General features: G+C 65.3%; 17 protein-coding genes and 1 tRNA gene. 8 read left to right on the top strand and 10 right to left on the bottom strand.

Going from position 1 to position 14172, the window contains the following annotated elements; all coding sequences use genetic code 11:
• Positions 1 to 65 precede the first annotated feature (65 nt).
• From gspL to AX735_RS10245, 5 genes are all read left to right on the top strand, one after another.
• Positions 66 to 1184 (top strand): type II secretion system protein GspL, encoded by a 1119-nt coding sequence (gene gspL / locus AX735_RS10265; protein ID WP_066279320.1) that lies wholly within the window; start codon positions 66 to 68, stop codon positions 1182 to 1184.
• A complete protein-coding gene (gene gspM, locus AX735_RS10260) occupies positions 1181 to 1660 on the top strand; it encodes a type II secretion system protein GspM (protein WP_066279318.1) in 480 nt (159 codons plus the stop codon). Before gspL ends, gspM begins: the two co-directional genes overlap by 4 nt.
• The gene (gene gspN, locus AX735_RS10255; RefSeq protein WP_066279314.1) at positions 1657 to 2376 is read left to right on the top strand and encodes a type II secretion system protein N; all 720 of its coding nucleotides are present in this window, start codon (positions 1657 to 1659) and stop codon (positions 2374 to 2376) included. The genes gspM and gspN overlap by 4 nt, the downstream gene beginning before the upstream one ends.
• Positions 2377 to 2534: 158 nt before the next feature.
• Positions 2535 to 4079, top strand: coding sequence for an acetyl-CoA acetyltransferase (locus AX735_RS10250; RefSeq protein ID WP_066279309.1), 1545 nt, complete (start codon positions 2535 to 2537; stop codon positions 4077 to 4079).
• On the top strand, positions 4076 to 4510 hold the full coding sequence (locus AX735_RS10245) for an acyl-CoA thioesterase (RefSeq protein WP_066279306.1): 435 nt from the start codon (positions 4076 to 4078) through the stop codon (positions 4508 to 4510). Before AX735_RS10250 ends, AX735_RS10245 begins: the two co-directional genes overlap by 4 nt.
• Positions 4511 to 4513: 3 nt before the next feature.
• Here the strand turns inward: AX735_RS10245 and AX735_RS10240 are convergent, their stop codons facing one another.
• The gene (locus AX735_RS10240) at positions 4514 to 5266 is read right to left on the bottom strand and encodes a ferredoxin--NADP reductase (protein WP_066279302.1); all 753 of its coding nucleotides are present in this window, start codon (positions 5264 to 5266) and stop codon (positions 4514 to 4516) included.
• Positions 5267 to 5872: 606 nt separating this feature from the next.
• Here AX735_RS10240 and AX735_RS10235 point away from each other — a divergent pair.
• Positions 5873 to 7270: a methyl-accepting chemotaxis protein gene (locus AX735_RS10235; protein ID WP_066279299.1), complete on the top strand. Its 1398-nt coding sequence runs from the start codon at positions 5873 to 5875 to the stop codon at positions 7268 to 7270.
• A 47-nt stretch (positions 7271 to 7317) separates the two neighbouring features.
• Here AX735_RS10235 and AX735_RS10230 read toward each other — a convergent pair.
• A tRNA-Arg gene (locus AX735_RS10230) sits at positions 7318 to 7394 on the bottom strand.
• Positions 7395 to 7593: 199 nt separating this feature from the next.
• Between AX735_RS10230 and AX735_RS25045 the strand changes: the two genes are divergently transcribed.
• Together AX735_RS25045 and AX735_RS10225 are read left to right on the top strand one after the other, a co-directional pair.
• A complete protein-coding gene (locus AX735_RS25045) occupies positions 7594 to 7947 on the top strand; it encodes a hypothetical protein (RefSeq protein ID WP_156441537.1) in 354 nt (117 codons plus the stop codon).
• Between the two features lie 9 nt (positions 7948 to 7956).
• Positions 7957 to 8196 carry a hypothetical protein gene (locus AX735_RS10225; RefSeq protein WP_066045680.1) on the top strand — a complete coding sequence of 80 codons (240 nt, stop codon included), beginning with the start codon at positions 7957 to 7959 and terminating at the stop codon, positions 8194 to 8196.
• Positions 8197 to 8340: 144 nt separating this feature from the next.
• Here AX735_RS10225 and AX735_RS10220 read toward each other — a convergent pair whose 3' ends face one another.
• The 8 genes from AX735_RS10220 to AX735_RS25785 are packed head-to-tail and all read right to left on the bottom strand — an operon-like array spanning position 8341 to position 14148.
• The gene (locus AX735_RS10220) at positions 8341 to 8955 is read right to left on the bottom strand and encodes a hypothetical protein (RefSeq protein WP_066045679.1); all 615 of its coding nucleotides are present in this window, start codon (positions 8953 to 8955) and stop codon (positions 8341 to 8343) included.
• A gap of 1 nt (position 8956) precedes the next feature.
• A complete protein-coding gene (locus AX735_RS10215; protein WP_066045678.1) occupies positions 8957 to 9274 on the bottom strand; it encodes a hypothetical protein in 318 nt (105 codons plus the stop codon).
• A complete protein-coding gene (locus AX735_RS10210; protein WP_066045675.1) occupies positions 9271 to 9780 on the bottom strand; it encodes a hypothetical protein in 510 nt (169 codons plus the stop codon). The genes AX735_RS10215 and AX735_RS10210 overlap by 4 nt, the downstream gene beginning before the upstream one ends.
• A 12-nt stretch (positions 9781 to 9792) precedes the next feature.
• The gene (locus tag AX735_RS10205) at positions 9793 to 10083 is read right to left on the bottom strand and encodes a phage fiber-tail adaptor protein (protein WP_066045672.1); all 291 of its coding nucleotides are present in this window, start codon (positions 10081 to 10083) and stop codon (positions 9793 to 9795) included.
• Positions 10080 to 12626, bottom strand: coding sequence for a DUF2807 domain-containing protein (locus AX735_RS10200; protein WP_066279297.1), 2547 nt, complete (start codon positions 12624 to 12626; stop codon positions 10080 to 10082). Before AX735_RS10200 ends, AX735_RS10205 begins: the two co-directional genes overlap by 4 nt.
• A gap of 6 nt (positions 12627 to 12632) precedes the next feature.
• Complete coding sequence (locus tag AX735_RS10195; RefSeq protein ID WP_066045667.1) at positions 12633 to 13205, bottom strand: hypothetical protein; 573 nt, start codon at positions 13203 to 13205, stop codon at positions 12633 to 12635.
• Between the two features lie 17 nt (positions 13206 to 13222).
• Positions 13223 to 13915, bottom strand: a complete 693-nt coding sequence (locus AX735_RS25790; protein ID WP_066045664.1) for an N-acetylmuramidase domain-containing protein — start codon at positions 13913 to 13915, stop codon at positions 13223 to 13225.
• Complete coding sequence (locus AX735_RS25785) at positions 13912 to 14148, bottom strand: hypothetical protein (protein WP_066045661.1); 237 nt, start codon at positions 14146 to 14148, stop codon at positions 13912 to 13914. The genes AX735_RS25790 and AX735_RS25785 overlap by 4 nt, the downstream gene beginning before the upstream one ends.
• Between the last annotated feature and the right edge of the window lie 24 nt (positions 14149 to 14172).

Here is a 14172-nt window from a genome sequence, read left to right as displayed (position 1 = left end):
GACCGGGGGTTTCGCGATCTTGCCTTGGACCTGCTCGCCTGATTCCCCGCTGATGGCGCACGATCATGGCTGATAGCGGCCTGATCGTCAGCTGCCCGTCCGGCGCTGATGCCGCGCTGCACTGGTGGCGCGTCGAGAGCGGCCATGTTGTGGCTCGCGGGCAGGATTTTACCCCGCCTTCCCAGGCTGCGCGCGATGGCGATGCGCCCGTCATGGCTCTCGTCCCTGCCGCCGATACGGTGATCCGTACGCTCGACATGGGCGACATGAGCGCACCCCAGGCCGAGGCTGCCGCGCGCTATCGCGCGGCCGATCTCAGCATCGGTGGCGATGTCTTCGTCGCAGTACGCGCGCTGGGCCGGGCCGTCGACGAAGGGGGCATGCGCGTGCTGTGCGCGACGATCGCGCGCGCGACGCTGGCCGATCATCTGGCCGAACTGGCGTTGCGCGGGCTCGATCCGGATATCATCCTGCCCGTCGGGCTGTTGCTGCCCGCTGCCGAACATCGGGTGGCTGCGACCTTTGGCGATCTGGCAGCGGAGCGCCTGGGCGATCTCGTCCTGCCGCCCGACGAGGCGCTGGGCGCGGTGCTACTCGGGACGGTCGCTCCGGTGTCGCTCGATAGCGATGCACGCGATACCGCGATGGTCGCAGCGCTGGCCGATCCCCCGCTCAACCTGCGCCAGGGCGATTTCGCGCGCCGCACGCCGCTGTTCGCGCTCGCGCCGGGCCAGGGGCGCACGCTCGCCTGGCTGTTCGGCGCGCTGCTCCTGGTCAGCCTCGCCATCCCGCTGCTCGAGATCGGCAAGAACTATTTGGGCGCGGATCTCGCCGAACGGCGCGCGCTTGCCAGCGCCGAGCGGCACGTTCCCGGCGCGATCGATGTCGGCCAGGCCGAGGCGCAGCTCGATGCGAAGCTCGCCGCGCGCGGCACCGGCAACAGCGTCGTCAGCGTGCCGATGTCCGGGCTGCTCGCCGCGATGCAGCCGGTGCCCGGCGTCGTCATCCGCCAGGCCGATTACCGCCCCGGCGGCATTGTCGGCGCGATGATCGCCGCGCCGCGCGTCGAGGACCTGAACGCGGTGCTGATCGCGCTGCAGAACAATGGCTACAAGGTCACCGCCGCCAATCGCAGCGATGCGACCGGCCAGGCGGTGGCCGATATCACGGTGCTGGCACCATGACCGAAGCCGCGAAGAACTGGTTCATCGCGCTGTCGCGCCGCGAGCAGATCCTGGTCGGCATCGCCGCGCTGCTCGCCGCGGGCGTGATCGGCTTTTTCGGCATCTACAGCCCGCTTTACGGCCTCGCGACCGATGCCAAGCGCAGCTTCTACGAGGCAACGATGCAGGCCGGGCGGATCGAGGCCAAGGCGCAGGCGCTCTCGCTGCCCGCCGACAAGCGCCCCGCCGAGGCGATCGCCGCGCTGCACCTGCTGCTCGCCAGCGAGGCGGGGGAACGCGGCTTCACGCTCGATGCCAACACGCCGCAAGGCAATGACCGCGCCGAGATCGCGATTGGTTCGGCCCGCTCGACCGCGTTCCTCGCCTGGCTCGCCGATCTCGAACGGCGCGGCGTGGTGCCCGAAACACTGGTGATCCGGCGGATGGACAATGGCACCGTCTCGGTCTCGGCGCGGCTGGTGAAGATCGGCGCATGAGCCGCAGCACCAAGCGGGCGGTGCTGATCGCGCTGGCATTGCTGCTCGCGCTCATCGTGCTGCTGCCGCTGCGCATCGTGTTCGATGCTGCGGGCCTGGGCGCACGCGGGGTGAGCGCGCGCGCGGTCGAAGGGACGATCTGGTCGGGCACGGTGCGCGACCTGAAGATCGGCAGGCTGAGCCTCGGCGATCTTGATGCGGGGCTAACTCCCAACGGGCTGCTCGGCGGCGAGCTGGTCCTCGCGATGACCCGCGCCGGAGACGCACCGGCCCAGCCCCCGCTCGCCTTCAGCCTGGCGCAGAGCGGCGAAAGCATCGCGATGCGCGATGCGGTGGGCGAGATCGCGACCGCCGACCTGTTCGCACCGCTGCCGCTGCGCAGCGTCAGCCTCGATGGGGTGAACATCGCCTTTTCGGGTCGCCGTTGTACAGACGCCTCGGGCGCGGTGCGGGTGAATATCGAACAGAGCCTGTTCGGGCTAACGCTGCAACGCGGCCTGAGCGGCAATCTGCGCTGCGACGGCGCGGACCTGCTGGTGCCGCTGAAGGGCCAGTCGGGACTGGAACAGATGGACATCCGCATCCGGGGCAATGGCCGCTACAGCGCCGATTTCCGCCTCGGCGGTCTCGCCGCGAGCGCCGGGCCTGCGCTGTCTGCCCTCGGCTTCCGCCAGCAGGGCGATGCGATGGCGATCCGGATCGACGGGCGGTTCTGATGGGTGGCGGATATGGCTCCGACCATCCTTTCATCGTCACCCCCGCGCACGCGGGGGTCCCGCTTCCTATCGGCGCCAGCAATCAAGCGGGATTCCCGCTTTCGCGGGAATGACGAATTGACAACAATGAAACCAAGAACACGACAGGAGAGCCCGAAATGACCCTTGACCCCAGCACCCCCGTCCTGATCGGTGTCGGCCAGGCGGTCGATCACTGGGATGGCAGCGATGCCGCCGCCGCGCCCAGCCCGCAGTCGCTGATGCAGCGCGCGGCGGAGGCAGCGCTGGCAGACACCGGTGCCGCCGAAGCGGTGCGCGCCGCGATCGATGTGGTCACGGTCGTGCGTCATTTCGCCGACAGCGCGCCCGGCATGGTCCCCGAAGGCACGGGCGGCTGCGACAAGCCGCCGCTGGGGCTGGCCAAGCGCCTCGGCGCGACGCCGGCGCGCGCGATCTATTCGATCGTCGGCGGCCAGAGCCCGCAATCGCTGGTCAACGAATTCGCCGCTGCCATTCACGCGGGCGAGGCGCGGTGCGTTCTGCTCTCGGGCTCGGAGGCGATCGCCGCCGCTAAGACCGCTGCGCGCAAGGGCGTAGCGCTCGACTGGAACGAGACGATCGAGGGCGAAATGGAGGATCGCGGGCTGGGGCCGATGCTGCTCGACCGGCACGAGCTGAAGAACGGCCTCGGCGCGCCGATCCTCACCTATCCGCTGTTCGAGAACGCGCTTCGCGCGCGGCTCGGTCGCAGCAAGGCCGAGCATATGGCCGAAATGTCTGCGCTCTGGGCAGGGTTCAGCGCGGTCGCCGCCAAGAACCCTTATGCGCAATTCCCCAAGGCGATGAGCGCCGACTATCTCGCGACGCCATCGGACGGCAACTATCCGGTCGCCGACCCCTATCTCAAATGGCATGTCGCGCAGGACGCGGTGAACCAGGGCGCGGCCGTCATCCTGACGAGCGTCGGCCAAGCCGAGGCGATGGGCGTGCCACGCGCAAAATGGGTCTTCTTGCACGGCAGCGGCGAGGCGATGGACAAGCCGGTCAGCCTGCGCACCGACCTGTCGCGCTCGCGCGCGATCGAGGTGTCGCTCAAGGGTGCGCTCGCCAGTGCGGGAAAGACCGCTGCCGACATCGCGCATTACGACATCTACAGCTGTTTCCCGGTGGCGGTGCTGCTCGCCGCCGAAACGCTGGGCGTCGACGGACGCAGCACGCCGCTGACGCTCACCGGCGGGCTGCCCTTTTCGGGCGGGGCGGGCAACAACTACTCGATGCACGGGATCGCCGCGATGGTCGAGACGCTGCGCGCCGATCCGGGCAGCTTCGGCCTGGTGCTCGCCAATGGCGGCTTTTTGTCGAAGGAGGCGGTCGGCATCTACAGCACCGCAGCGCCCGAAAGCTGGTCGCCGATCGACCACGCCCCGATGCAGGCCGAGGTCGATGCCCAGCCTTCGCCCGCGCGGCTGGAGGAAGACGCGACCGGCACGATCGAGAGCTATACGATCGGCTATGCCAAGGGCGTGCCCGCGCGCGCGGTGGTCATCGCGCGCACCGACAAGGGCCGCATCGTCGCGCGGCCCGATGACGCCGACAAGGCCGGCCAGCTTGCCGCGCTGGCCGATCCCGCGCGCGATCCGATCGGGCGCACGGTCACCATCCGGCACGCGGATGGCGTCAACGGCTTCACGGTGGCGGCATGAGCCGCCCCGTACGCCCAAACCGCGCGCAGTTCCGCCATTTCACGCAGATCAGCACGCGCTGGTCGGACAATGACATTTACGGCCATACCAACAATTCGGTCTATTATTTCTGGTTCGACACCGCGGTGAACGAGTATCTGATCCGCGCGGGCGCGCTCGACATTCATACCGGCGGCGTGATCGGGCTGGTGGTCGAAACCGGCTGCGCCTATTTCGCGCCCACCGCCTTTCCCGATCTGATCCATGCCGGCGTGCGCGTCGATCATATCGGCACCAGCTCGGTGCGCTATGCGGTCGGGCTGTTTGCAAACGACGAGGATGCCGCCGCGGCTGCGGGGCATTTCACCCATGTCTATGTCGACCGAGAAACCCGCCGCCCGGTGCCCCTGCCCGATGCCCTGCGCACCGCGCTGGAAGCGATCCGGGCGTAAAGCTCAGCCGACGAAGGCGCGCTCGAGCACATAGGTGCCCGGCTTGGACTGGGCGCCTTCCTCGAAGCCCAGCGATTCGAGCAGCGCGCCGGTTTCCTTGATCATCGCCATGCTGCCGCACAGCATGACGCGGTCGGTGGCGGGATCGAGAGGATAGTCGCCCGCCTCGATCCGCGTGGTGATGCGGCGGTTCTCGTCGACCCAGGTCGGGCATTTTGTGACCGAGCAATCATAGACGAGCTGCTTCGCGGCTTCCTCGGCGACCAGCGGATCGTCCTTGAGCTTGCTTTCGAGCAGGTCGCGATAGGCCAGGTCCTGGATCTGGCGCACGGTGTGCTGCACGGTGATCTGCTCGAACCGCTCATAGGCTTCGGGATCGCGAATGATCGACATCCAGGGCGCAAGCCCCGTGCCGGTACCGATCAGGTGCAGCCGCTTGCCGGGCAGCAGCGCATCGAGCGTCAGCGTGCCGGTGGGCTTGCCGCCGAGCAGGATCTCGTCGCCCGGCTGGATCTTGTAGAGATGGCTGGTGAGCGGGCCATCGGGCACGATGATGCTCAGGAACTCGAGCGATTCGTCCCACATCGGCGAGGCGACCGAATAGGCGCGCAGCAGCGGCTTGCCATCGACCATCAGCCCCAGCATCACGAACTGTCCGCTGACGAACCGGAACGACGAAGGCCGCTCGACGGTGAAGGAGAAAAGCCCTTCGTTCCAATGGTGCGTGGTCAAAACCTTGGCGGGGGTGAAAGCCATTATCCGTCCGATTAACTGATGTGAATGCGTGCCCTCTAGCAGCATGAATCGCAAAGTGTGAGGAAGGATTGTTATCCGCAGCAAAATTTTGGCTTGGCGGATCGGCGATTCGGTAGTCCGGAACCGGGCTTGAACGCCGGTGCGACGATGACCCGCCGGGCACCCGGCAATTTTCGAAAAAAAATTTCGGCAATTGCTGCCCGGGCGGCGACGGGCCGTGAGGGAAGCGCAGAAGCGAAACACGCAAAGATGTCAGTTTCGCAGGTGTCCAATTTTGTGGACAGTTGCCAGTGGTTAACATCGGTCACATCTAAAGCTGCAAGTCACTGCAGGTATATATATTTGAATCGCTACACGGAGATCAGCTGAGCCTTCGCGGCAAGCACAGCATTCCGGTCGGAATTTGCCGATATTCCTGCCGTTTAGGAATATGACCGCATGCGCCGATGATCAAGTAATGGTGAAGTAATACGCAACAACGCTTTCCAGTTCCGGCGTTCAATCGCCATCCGGGTTTCATGTCATCGGCCTCGTCGTTAACCAGTGCTTATCGATTGCAGTCGATGAACGGCATGCGACCTCATCCACGTTTCGCAGCACAGGTTCATGATGATCCACCAGTTCTACGCTCACATGCCGATCCGCAAGAAATTCGACTGGATCATTTCCCTGGTGCTGGGATTGATGGCGATCCCGATCGCGGCCGGGTTGACGGGGTGGCTTGGCGCGGCTCCGGGTTCTGGCCAGACGGGCCTTTCGCTTGCCGCGATGGTTTGTATCGCGCTGCTCCTGCTCAAGGCCAAGCAGCTGATCTGTGACCCCTATGTCAGCACCGTTGTCCGCATGGAGGCGCTTGCTGCCGGGGATATCGAAAGTCCGCTCGCGTTTACCGAGCACCAGGACTGTGTCGGCCGGATGAACCGCTCGATGTTGGTGTTCCGTGACAATGCCGCAGAACGCAACCGCGCGGAAAGGAGCCTGAACACGGTCGTGTCCGAGATCACCACCGGGCTCGAGCAGATGAAGAGCGGCAATCTGGCCTATCGGATCGAGCGCGCGTTCGATGCCGACCATGACAGCCTGCGCACCAGCTTCAACGACACCACGTCCCGGCTCAGCGAGCTTCTGGCGCAGACAGCGGCAGCAGCATCGCATGTTCTGACCGGCGCCACCGAGATCCGCTCGGCCTCGGACGATCTGGCCAGCCGCACCGAGCAGCAGGCCGCCAGCCTGGAGGAAAGCGCCGCCGCGATGCGCGAGGTGACCACCATGGTGCAGCAGACCGCGCAGAATGCGGCAGAGGTCGGCAAGCAGGTCGGAGAGGCTCATGCTGCAGCCGACAATGGCGGTGCGGTTGTCCGCAGGGCCGTGCAGGCGATGGATGCGATCCAGAAATCGTCGAGCCAGATCACCAACATCATCGATGTCATCGACGGTATCGCGTTCCAGACCAACCTGCTTGCCCTCAACGCCGGGGTCGAGGCGGCCCGCGCCGGGGATGCAGGCAAGGGCTTTGCCGTGGTCGCCAACGAGGTGCGCGCGCTGGCCCAGCGTTCGGCCGATGCTGCCAAGGACATCAAGGAACTGATCACCGCGTCGACCACCGGGGTGTCGGATGGGGTTGCCCTTGTCGATCAGACAGGTTCGGTCCTGCTGCAGATCAGCGACCGCGTGGCCGCGATCAACACCCGCATTTCGGAGATCTCCAGCTCGGCCCAGGCGCAGGCCGCGCGCTTGCAGCAGGTCAACATCGCCGTCGGCGAGATGGACAAGATGACCCAGCAGAATGCCGCGATGGTCGAGGAAACCAATGCAGCGGCACGTAGCCTGGCAGGCGAGGCCACCAACCTGTCGCAGGTCGTCGATCAGTTCAATGCTGGCCAGAAATCCGGCGCACCCGCCATGTCCAGGCCGATGCCGCGCCCGGCACCTGCCGCCCGCGTGCCGATGGTGACCGGCAATCTGGCGCTCAAGGCGGATGCGGAGGACTGGTCGGAATTCTAGGGCGCAGCCGGGACAGGTCGATCGACGCCACCGACCGTCCAGGCGATTGGCGCGCCCTGCAGGAGTCGAACCTGCGGCCTCAAGATTAGAAGTCTCGTGCTCTATCCAGCTGAGCTAAGGGCGCGCGCAATGTAAGCGGCGGAAAGCCGTGGTTTTCGGGTAGGCGCGGCCTACCCTGGTGTCAATGAAAACGGAACACAGCGGCAACGATCGGCAGAGTGTGGCACAGGATTGACACAAAATCTGACACAATAGGGCTGATATCTCTATCGGCTTGGCGTATGAACGGATGCCCGCCAACCAAGACGAATTGGAGACCAAGCATGGCAGCTACACCAAGACCGATCATCAGGGCAGGCGCTTGCTGCGCGCTGACCCTGTCGGCTGCTGCGATGGCAGGTCCAATATCGAAATGGGATAGCCGGACACCGGAATACCGCTACGTCTCCAGCGCCAGCATGTACGACGCAGAGCGCTGTATGATCGATACCGAAGGCTGGCCAGCGTCCATCGTCTATCGCCAACCCGATCGGCCCGACAGAGTGACAATCCTCTATGTCCAGCCAGATGGGAAAACCCGCGCCAGGGTGGATTTTGTCACTAAGCCCGATGGGCTGCATGTCACGTCATGGGATGGGCCAAAGGCCGTGCGCGAATGCGCGCCAGAGAAACAGTAGCGCCGACCTATGTTGACGGCACGAGAACACAATGAGAACAAGGGCGCATGCCGCGTCGCCGATTCGCCATCGTCACCTAATGACCCCGATCGTATCGAACAGCTGAGCCACCAGGCCGAGGGCAGTAGCGTGGCGTGGATCATCATCCGTGCGCTGCAGGGATATGACTATCCCAAGGAACGCGGCATCATCAACGTGACGCTGATGGACCAGCTGCCCAAGCGCGATTGCCCACCTCGCGAAACTTAGCAGGGCTTTGACCCTGCAAAAAAAGCGCTGAAACACGGGGGGGGTGCTTCAGCGCTTCCCCGTGGCTGTGTAGGTGGTCGCAGCAACTGCGCAGCCTTTCGGGCGGGAGAACTACGCCCCTAAAGCATCATCCCTAACGCGAGGTTAACTCGGGTGTGAAACCTCGGAAGGTTCTTCGCCCCCATTCACCTCGATCGCGCTGACATCGCGCGCCCAGGCCTGCAGGGCGACCAGCCTGTCGATGCTGGCCTGGGCATCGGTCATTCGGGTAACAAGGTCCGCACAGTCGGCGGCACCAAGAGCGCGGCAGGTGGCGTCGGTATCGCCGGGCACTGCCGCGTTTCCGCCACCACCGTCACCGGCTTCAAGGGCTGCGAGCCGTGCGCGCAGGCGGTCAGCGCGAGCAGCATAAGTGCGGGTGCGAGTTTCCAGTTCATGGGTCAGCCTTTCGTTGATGGCGGCGGCCTCGGCGGCTACGCGCGCGGCGTTCTGTTCGTCGAGCTTCCGAGCGGCCTCTCGCCCCTTCATGATGTTCTCGACGGTCTGGTCATGCGCCGCGCGTTCCTCGGCGATCGTGCCGTTGGCGTCGGCGAGCTGGTCGGTCAGGTCGCGGTGATCGATGCCCCATTGCCGCATCAGAAGGACCAGAGCGCCGACCAGCACGATCACCGCGCTCTGCCAGGGATAATCGCGCGCCAGCCCGAGCAGCCAGCGCAGCACCTTGCCGATACCGCCCAGAAGGAACGTCAGGATTTGCATTTCACCCTCCCTTGATGGACTTGATGATGCCGGCGAGCGCCTGACCGCCGAACAGGAACGCGACCAGCCAGTAGAGTGCATCGGGATAGGCCTTCAGCAGAGCAGCCATGGCGGCCGCCATCCGTAAACCGGCTCCGGGCACGATGGCCTCCACAGCCCCTACGATGACAACTCCAAAGCCCATGGTGACAACGCCGAGCGCCCAGAGCAGTGCAGGACGCGCAAGGCGAATGATGGCGGCCTGCCAGTCTGGCACGGCTATATCGAGTGCAAATGGATCGTCCGACGCGGCGTTCCCCTCAGGGTTGTTGTCAGTCATGACCCGATCTTTCTCTGCATCCTGTCCGCACCCATCCCGCGCGAAGTTCGATCGGCCCAACTGCGCAGGCCCCTCAGCTCTGCGGCAACGCGATCCGGAGAATCGTTCCTGAAGGGCGGGTAGGTCAGCAGCGACCGCACTTCGCGGGCTTCTGCGAGCTCGAGCGCGTCACCGTACAGAGCTACCGACACTGCGACCTCGATCGCATGGCCGCGCAACTCCATGTGTCGCTGACGCAGCTTGGGTGCCCAGAGTGCAACGGCAAACGCAGCAAGCAAGAGCGGCCAGAACATCATGTGGATCGCTGCAGCCGCGATCGGCGCTGCCAAGGCCATACCCAAGCGCCACTTGAATCCCCACTCCCAGCGCTCTTGTGCCCATATTGCTGCGGGGTGCTGCGCGGCCCGAGCGATCCTGATCAAAAACGGACCATTCTGGCCGTTATAGCCAAGCTCGAACGGGTCCCCCTCGACCAGTCTGGTCGGAGGCCAATAGCTGATCATCATGGTATTGAACCCCTATCTCTCCCGAACGGGAATAAGCACGGTGCGCTGGTCGCTGCGCGCCGCGCTGGTGGTGAACTCGACGGTGACCAGATAATTCGTGCCAGCGACGCCACCTGCCGCCCAGAATCGGATCACGCCATCGGCCTCTGACACCTGGCTGATCTGCAATTGGGGGTCCGGGCAGGTCACGTCCTGGTCCGTGACCGTCTCGCCTTCGGCAAGCCAGCCCTTGCCCACCAGGTTCACTTCGTAATCGAGAATGGCCTGAGGGTCCTTGTTCGGAAACCTGTGCGAGTAACTCATCCCGTCGACCTCATGTTGACTGTGAAACGGCGCGGCTCCTCTGGCACGTCGAAAACCCTTTCCTCGCGCTCAACCGGATACGTCCTTTTCTCCGCATCGAGCGTGAAGGAGCGGCTTTCGCCGGTGATCGCAAACGTCCGATCTTCCGCTGGTACTTGATAAATGCGCTCTGCAGCGATGGCAGCGGGGACAAGCACCACGATAGCGCCGGACCCAGCGATGGCGATGACGCCCGAGCCGCTGCCCTCTATCGCGACGCCCGCTTGCCCGGTCCCGCCGAGGGGCATCGTGCCGCCGCCCGCCGCCGAAAGGGCGACGCTGCCCGCGCCCGTGCCCGATAGCGCCAGGACGCCGCTGGCGGCCGCTCCCAACGATACCGCGCCCGCGCCACTGCCCGAGAGCCCGATCGAGCCCGAGCCGCTGGCTGCGATGCCGACCGTTGCGGACCCGCTGCCCGAAAGGCTGATGGTGCCCGAACCTGCAGCGGTCAGATTGTCCTGCGCGCCTGCTGAGCCGCTGCCCGATATGTCGATCTGGCCCGAGCCCGCAGCGCTGATGGCAACCGCCGCAGCGCCGCTGCCAGCCAGCGCGAGAACACCGCTGCCCGCCGCCGCGACGCGGATGATGCCGGTGCCCGAACCGACCAGAGAAAGCGTGCCGCTGCCGATTGCACTGGACTGGACCGCCCCCGTTCCCGAGCCGCTGACAGCGATGGTTCCGCCACCGGCCCCGGCAATCGCTACCGATGCAGCGCCGGTCCCGATCAGCGAGAGCGCGCCGGAGCCCGCTGCCGCAATGCCGACCGAAGCTGCGCCCGATCCGATGATTTCCAGCGTGCCGGAGCCGGATGCGGACAGGCCTGATACCAGCTCGGCAGCGCCTGTCCCCGAAAGGTCCAGTGTGCCGGAACCGCTCGCCACGACAGCCACCGCGGCCGATCCTGTGCCGGACAGGGGCAGGGTGCCCGAACCGCTCGCCTGGGCCGCGACTGCCGCCGCACCAGAGCCAGCGAGCGGAACGGTGCCAGAGCCGGAGGCCGTCAATCGCGCAGTGGCGGTGCCGGTCCCTGAGATGCTGATCGTGCCGGAGCCCGATGCGCTGATCGAACCTGCGCCGGATGCTTCCACCACATCCCAGACCGCATAGGCCAGCGCGCTGTAGGTCGAGTTCGTCGCTTCTAGCGAAGCGTCATAATCCTCGGTCACCCCGGTCCATGTCGCGTTGGTCGATGCGTTGGCGACGGAGAAGGACCGCTCGCCAGAGGCAAGGTCATCATGCGCCGCGCTAATCCACGATTGACCTGCGCCGTTGAACGTGACCGCGATTGTATGGCCGCTGCTCGGCAGGGTGACGGTGGCCGATAGGGTCTGCACGCCGCCGGTTGTCGGCAGCGAGGTGCCGCTGGTGCGCAGCGTCTCGACACCGACAAGGCGATAGGCCGCAATCCCCAAGCGCACCGCATCCGATGCCAGGGTGACGACGATCGAGCCGGTCGCTCCCGTAGGCACGTCGGCGATCCAGATCGCGGTCGCGGAAATGTTGTTCCCCGTGGTGTTCCGCCCGCCGGTAACCTGCGTTGCAGAGACACCTGCGATCGTGACACCCGTGATGTCGTTCGTTGTGCCTGCGGAGCGCCATGCCACTGCAACCGCGATCTTGCGGGTTGCCGCCTCATCCCCGAGCGAAACGGAGGTGAAGGTGTAGCTGGCAGCGTTGGCCGGATCGGCGCGGCCTGCCAGGAACGACAGCGAAGATGCCAGGGTGGTTCCCGACGACACGGTTGCGGTGCCCGTGCCAGAAATGGGTATCGTGCCCGAGCCGTTGGCTGTGAGACCACCCGCGCCCCCTCCCGCCGCCGGGCGCAGCGCAAGGGTTAGCGAGGCGCTGGAGTTAAGCGTGCTATCGGTGCCTGCCACAGTGAAGGCGGCAGGATCGAAAGCGCCTGATGTCCAAGCGAAACTGCCGACGCCGATGCCAACCGAACGAAAGGCATTGTCGACGCTGCGCGCTATGAAATTCGACAGATCCGAGTTGGTAATTGAACCGATCGCAGAAGGAGCCGAACTGCCCGCACCCGCTCCAAGCGCCAGCACCACAGCACCGCTGGTGACAGGAGTGATGCTCGGCGGATTGGGCACCCAGCTGTTGAGAGCGGTTGCCGTGGTGGAGGTAACGTCCAGCGGGGTGGTGGCATCAACGCCGCGCCAGACATGAATTGCGACGCTGCCAGGGTCAGAGGCCGATCCAGTTGCGCTTATCGCTACGGTCGTGTCGGGGGTCGACCCCATGATTTTCCAACTGACCGACAGATTGGCGTCATTGGTGTCGTTGGCGTAGAGTTCGGCAATTTCGGCATAGCCAGCAGTGTTGACCCCAATGGCACGATCAATGGTCGAACAGGTCGCATAGCCGACTATGACGATATCGCCAGCAGCGGGCGCGCTCGCCAGGCCGCCAGAAAGGTCTGTCAGCGATACGTTGGTGGCGGTCGAGGTAGATGCTGTAATCGCTGCCGTTTTGCCACCAACGTATTCGAGAGCCATCGGCTATCAGGCCCCGCCAATCGTGATCGAATAGGTGCTGACGGTGACGGCTTGGCCCGCGCCGACCGGGCCGTTCACGGTCATGCCGCCGATCGAGGCGATGTCCGCGCCGATATACTGCCACACCGCTGCGCCATCGGCGATGCTCGCGCCCGTGCCGGTCGGCCCGCCGGACGATGCCGCCACGCCACCCGTCGTGCAGCGATAGACCTTGCCGCCGTCATTGGTGACTGCCGCGCCAGCGGCATAGTTGCGGCTCGCGGTCCACGGCGCAGCGCACGGACCCTGCGCGTGGCAGGTCGTGCCGGTGCTGTCCATCAACTCGAAATGACCGGGATCGCCACCCGCGTCAGCGCTGCTGTCTTCCCAGGTGCCGGACTTGGAAACAGTGCCGTTGGATGCCGATCCCATGAAATCGCTCGGCAGCGTCATGCTGACAAGGGTGGTGCCGGAACGCGCTGCTGCGCAGTTTGCGGGCTGTGCGCCTGTGCGGATGCGTAGCAGCGGAGTCGTGCCGAGCGTGGATTCAAAGATTGCCGCCATGCTGTTGCGCATCGTGGTCGAAAACTGGTTTGCCATGGTGTTCCTTTCGGTGATCAGCGCATCGCCGCAGCGAGCTTGTGGTGGTAATTGTTCTTGGCGAAGGCCGGGCCGTTGTATTTCCGCGCGAATCCCACGCAGTCGGCGGGGTTCGTGCTCAGCCGGCGCAGGTCGGGCAGCATGTGGTTGGCCACGATGAAGCGTGAGAGCATGTCGTAGTGGTTCGCTTCGTGGTCGCGCAGGGACCAGGCCATCTCGACGGGCCCGACATAGTTCAGCGACCGCCAGTGCGCGCCCATGATCTGGAACTTGCCGAAGCTCGCGCTCTCGAACGCGACGACGGGATTGCGCATGGCCATGTCGGCCAGCTTTTCCCAGCTGTCGTTGATGCCGTCGCGGTCGGCATCGAGCGTGTATCCACCGGGCGAGGGGTTGGAGAGGAACGGAATCTTGATGCGCAGCCGTCGCCAGGCATAGTGCCGCTCATAGAGCGCCTTGGGCTGGCCCTGATCGTTCCAGCCACCACCATTGCTCTCGACCTTGGCCACGGCCTGCACCTGCCGCAGGGACGCGCCGAGACGATCGGCGATGGCCTGTATCTGCGCCGTGGTCGCCGCGGTCGCATCGCGGTTGGTGAAGGCCGAGATCAGTGCCGCCCGGGTGCGCGGCCCGCCCTTGCCATCCTCGACAAGCCCGGCAGGGGCGCGGCTGTTCAGGAACCTCTGCAGGTCCAATACCGTGGTGATCACCGGCCATCCTCCTTGTCCATGCGCTCCTTGAGCGCGATCGTGTTGCTGTCGATGCGCTCGAGCCTGATCAGGATCTGCGTCATTTCGCGCGTACGGGCCCGTTCCGCCGCCTCGATCGCGACGATGCGGCGATCGTGATCCTGGTGCGATTGCCAGAGCGCCCCGCCCCCGAAAACGATGCTGAGAACGTTGATGATGAGCGCCCCGGCGGCGATCCATTCTGCGCGTTGCACTCGCGATCCTTCTTCTCTTGCTGA

The sequence above is a fragment of the Blastomonas sp. CCH1-A6 genome, from assembly GCF_001556365.1.
Lineage (GTDB): Bacteria > Pseudomonadota > Alphaproteobacteria > Sphingomonadales > Sphingomonadaceae > Blastomonas > Blastomonas ursincola.
This window is presented reverse-complemented; position numbering and strand designations above follow the sequence as displayed.

What these genes read in the sequence shown, in the direction of transcription:
- gspL (WP_066279320.1), top strand. Translation starts at nt 66, where the DNA reads ATGGCTGATAGCGGCCTGATCGTCAGCTGCCCGTCCGGCGCTGATGCC.
- gspM (WP_066279318.1), top strand. Translation starts at nt 1,181, where the DNA reads ATGACCGAAGCCGCGAAGAACTGGTTCATCGCGCTGTCGCGCCGCGAG.
- gspN (WP_066279314.1), top strand. Translation starts at nt 1,657, where the DNA reads ATGAGCCGCAGCACCAAGCGGGCGGTGCTGATCGCGCTGGCATTGCTG.
- AX735_RS10250 (WP_066279309.1), top strand. Translation starts at nt 2,535, where the DNA reads ATGACCCTTGACCCCAGCACCCCCGTCCTGATCGGTGTCGGCCAGGCG.
- AX735_RS10245 (WP_066279306.1), top strand. Translation starts at nt 4,076, where the DNA reads ATGAGCCGCCCCGTACGCCCAAACCGCGCGCAGTTCCGCCATTTCACG.
- AX735_RS10240 (WP_066279302.1), bottom strand. Translation starts at nt 5,266, where the DNA reads ATGGCTTTCACCCCCGCCAAGGTTTTGACCACGCACCATTGGAACGAA.
- AX735_RS10235 (WP_066279299.1), top strand. Translation starts at nt 5,873, where the DNA reads ATGATGATCCACCAGTTCTACGCTCACATGCCGATCCGCAAGAAATTC.
- AX735_RS25045 (WP_156441537.1), top strand. Translation starts at nt 7,594, where the DNA reads ATGGCAGCTACACCAAGACCGATCATCAGGGCAGGCGCTTGCTGCGCG.
- AX735_RS10225 (WP_066045680.1), top strand. Translation starts at nt 7,957, where the DNA reads ATGTTGACGGCACGAGAACACAATGAGAACAAGGGCGCATGCCGCGTC.
- AX735_RS10220 (WP_066045679.1), bottom strand. Translation starts at nt 8,955, where the DNA reads ATGCAAATCCTGACGTTCCTTCTGGGCGGTATCGGCAAGGTGCTGCGC.
- AX735_RS10215 (WP_066045678.1), bottom strand. Translation starts at nt 9,274, where the DNA reads ATGACTGACAACAACCCTGAGGGGAACGCCGCGTCGGACGATCCATTT.
- AX735_RS10210 (WP_066045675.1), bottom strand. Translation starts at nt 9,780, where the DNA reads ATGATGATCAGCTATTGGCCTCCGACCAGACTGGTCGAGGGGGACCCG.
- AX735_RS10205 (WP_066045672.1), bottom strand. Translation starts at nt 10,083, where the DNA reads ATGAGTTACTCGCACAGGTTTCCGAACAAGGACCCTCAGGCCATTCTC.
- AX735_RS10200 (WP_066279297.1), bottom strand. Translation starts at nt 12,626, where the DNA reads ATGGCTCTCGAATACGTTGGTGGCAAAACGGCAGCGATTACAGCATCT.
- AX735_RS10195 (WP_066045667.1), bottom strand. Translation starts at nt 13,205, where the DNA reads ATGGCAAACCAGTTTTCGACCACGATGCGCAACAGCATGGCGGCAATC.